The sequence below is a fragment of the Kumtagia sp. genome, from assembly GCF_059502445.1.
Window position 1 is genome coordinate 1 of the sequence record NZ_JCACER010000077.1, and the last position, 2,662, is coordinate 2,662.

A 2,662-nucleotide genomic window follows, 5' to 3' on the forward strand; every position below is an offset into this window, starting at 1 on the left:
CTGGATTCCGGGTTCCGCTGCGCGGCCCCGGAATGACGACGCAGAGCTGTCTGCCCCTCCGATACTCATATGCGATAGCCCTGCGTTCACGGGGGGAGGGGGACAGGCTGGCATCTCTGCCAAGCGCCAATCGTCAACGGTTTCGCCCGGCATGGCGGCAACAAAGTCCCCCTCCCCCTTGTGGGGAGGGGTTGGGGGTGGAGGTTGTCAGCATCCGTCAGGATTATTTTCCTTCATTTTATCCCCTCCCTTCCCGACCACAGCGATAATTGCGCCGCCTGTGCAGGAAAGGAGGCGGCGGTGGACTGGGATGCGGCAATCGAGAAGAATCGCGAGGCGCTGAAGCGCATCCTCGCCATGCTCGTCGCCATGGCCGGGCTGGATCTCGGGGAACTCAGGGGACAGTTTACTTTGTTTCGGCAGAAGGGCACAGCCGCTTCGAGGTTGTCGCGGGCCGAAAAAAGTAAACTGTCCCCGGCACTTGCGCCGGAGCTCACCCTTCCCCGCCGCCTCCACCGCGCCATACTCCGGCTCCTGCGCCCGGCCGAAGCGGCGGTGCGGCGCCTTATCGTCGTGGCCGCACGTGGCCTCGTCGTCGCCTTGCCGCCGCCCCGGCAGAAACCGCAGCCAAAATTCCGGCCCGGAGCCGGCCCCGTCCGCATGCCGGCGCGGCCGAAAGCCCGCGCCCGCAGCACCTCCCTGCCGCTGCTCGATCCGCTAAAACCCTGGAACCGCCGCCCGCGGCGGGCGCCCAGGGGCGTGCCGCGCATCTCCTGTCCCGGCTACAGCGAGCCGTTCCGCATCCCCGTCTGGTCGCCCAACGATCCCATCGACGCAAGGCGGCTGGACGCGCGGCTGTGGGCGCTCGCTCGCGCGCTCGACGACCTGCCCGGCCAGGCAAGACGGTTCGCCCGCTGGCGGGCCCGACGCGACGCCGCCCTCGCGCAAGAGCGGGAATCCGGCTGCCTGCGCCGGTTCGGCCGCTTCTCGCCGCTGAAGCCCGGCCGGCCGCCCGGCTGGCGGCGAAAAAAGCCCGTTCACGAGGTGCACGAGGTCCTCGACGTCCTGCACGGGCTTGCCCAGTGGGCGCTGGAGCCGCCGGATACGTCGTGATTGCGCCCTGCCGGACGTAACAAGCGAAAGAATTGACAGGCCCCCGCGGATTTTCCGCGGCGTGGCGACGATGGGTGCTGTCATTGGCGACTGACGGGCGCGTCAATTGATGTCGTCATTCCGACTCGTGAGCGAGCGCAGCGAGCGGAGAGTGTCGGAAATCCATCCTCGGACTCGAAGAATCAAAGCCGGCATTCCGGATGTGTGAACGCGACAGTCGTCCTGACGGGGAGAGGGCAGGGGTGAGGGGCGAGCATCGGCCTTCTTCCTCCGCCGCCGCAAGGACCTTGACGATGTCGGCGATCGGGCCGCTTCCGGGACCGGCGGGAATGCCATAAAAGGGAAGAAGGCCCGCCAGGAGCGCCCGATGTCCGATCCCGTCCGCACCACCCGCCTGCCCTCCGGCATCGACGTGCCGGTGCTCGGCCTCGGCACCTGGAACATGGGCGAGGACCGGCGGCGCCATGCCGAGGAGGTGGCGGCGTTGAAGCTCGGGCTCGACCTCGGCATGACGCTCGTCGACACCGCCGAGATGTATGGCTCCGGCGGCGCCGAGGAAGTGGTGCGCGACGCCGTCGCCGGCCGCCGCGACGCGGTCTTCCTGGTCAGCAAGGTGCTGCCGTCGAACGCCTCGCGCGCCGGCACGGTGCGCGCCTGCGAGGCCAGCCTGAAACGCCTCGGCACCGATCGCATCGACCTCTATCTGCTGCACTGGCGCGGCGGCGTGCCGCTCGCCGAGACCGTCGCGGCCTTCGAGGCCCTGAAGCAGGCTGGAAAGATCCGGCACTGGGGCGTCAGCAACTTCGACACCGAGGACATGGAGGAGCTTGCCGATGCCGGCGGCTCGGGCGTCGAGACCAACCAGGTGCTCTACAATCTGTCGGAGCGCGGCATCGAATACGACCTTTTGCCCGAGGCGGCGGCACGCGGCCTGCCGGTGATGGCCTATTCGCCGGTCGGCCAGGGCGATCTGGCGCGCGACGCGCGCATCGCCCGCATCGCCGCGCGCCAGAACGCCACGGCGGCGCAGGTCGCGCTCGCCTTCGTGCTGCGCAAGCCGGATATCATCGCCATTCCCAAGGCGGTGCGGCCACAGCACGTGCGCGAGAATCGCGTCGCGCTGGACATCGTGCTGACCGACGCCGACCTCAAGGAACTCGACGCCGCCTTCCCGCCGCCACGCCGCAAGCAGCGGCTGGCGATGATTTGACGGCGACGCCGATTGCCTTTGGCGGACTGGTTCCATGCCGCCGCTTCGGGGGCGGGAGACATCGCGACGATCGGCGCTGCCTCGCCGAGGTCTCCGGTCCAGCCGTCGACGCCTACGATGCCGGCGATACGATGCCGCGCCACGAGGAGGCGACGAGCATTCTCTGCCCGGATTCCTCGCGCTGGTTTTGGCAAAGGTCGTTGAAGCGGCGCCCGGCTTCGTATAAGAAGCGGCTGCCGGGATTGCAGCACGCAGGTCCGGCCGGCCAAGCCGCCTCGGCGTGCACCCGTAGCTCAGCTGGATAGAGCGCTGCCCTCCGAAGGCAGAGGTCGTGAGTTC

General features: G+C 68.7%; 3 protein-coding genes. 2 read left to right on the forward strand and 1 reads right to left on the reverse strand.

Annotated elements, in window-relative coordinates; all coding sequences use genetic code 11:
• The first annotated feature begins 300 nt into the window (after window positions 1-300).
• A complete protein-coding gene (locus AC5JDC_RS21380) occupies window positions 301-1,113 on the forward strand; it encodes a hypothetical protein (protein ID WP_495844402.1) in 813 nt (270 codons plus the stop codon).
• A gap of 367 nt (window positions 1,114-1,480) precedes the next feature.
• Entirely contained in the window at window positions 1,481-2,323 is an 843-nt protein-coding gene (locus AC5JDC_RS21385) for an aldo/keto reductase (RefSeq protein WP_495844404.1), read from the forward strand.
• 112 nt (window positions 2,324-2,435) lie between these two features.
• On the opposite strand, the gene AC5JDC_RS21390 is transcribed toward AC5JDC_RS21385, so the two are convergent.
• Window positions 2,436-2,662, reverse strand: a 227-nt coding sequence (locus AC5JDC_RS21390; RefSeq protein WP_495844406.1) for a hypothetical protein, incomplete at its 5' end; no start/stop codon positions are given.